General features: G+C 35.2%; 1 protein-coding gene. It reads right to left on the reverse strand.

Features of this window, described 5'->3' with window-relative positions; all coding sequences use genetic code 11:
- Positions 1–267 (reverse strand): phospholipase D-like domain-containing protein (locus tag SCA31_RS23685; RefSeq protein WP_410699457.1); only part of this gene is annotated, 267 nt, incomplete at both ends.

Below are 267 nucleotides of genomic sequence, written 5' to 3' on the forward strand. Positions count from 1 at the left end.
TATTTCATCGTTGTCATAGATGTAATATTCAAGATGGATATGATGTTTTGCCCGTTGAAGCACCTCAAAAACTTTTGCAAATTTTCCCTCCCCATTGATAAGAAGTTCTACATCGTTTCTTTGAGACACCGGTGAATTACCGGCATTGTATAAGTAATTGATGGTTGTTGTAAAGTTCTCTACTTCATCTGCTCTTTCTTCTAAGGTAGTATAATGTGTTTTCTGAATGTATTTCTTTACTGCAGCATAGACTTCTTTATTCTGCTC

The organism is Chryseobacterium sp. SIMBA_028, assembly GCF_046535285.1.
Classification (GTDB): Bacteria; Bacteroidota; Bacteroidia; order Flavobacteriales; family Weeksellaceae; genus Chryseobacterium.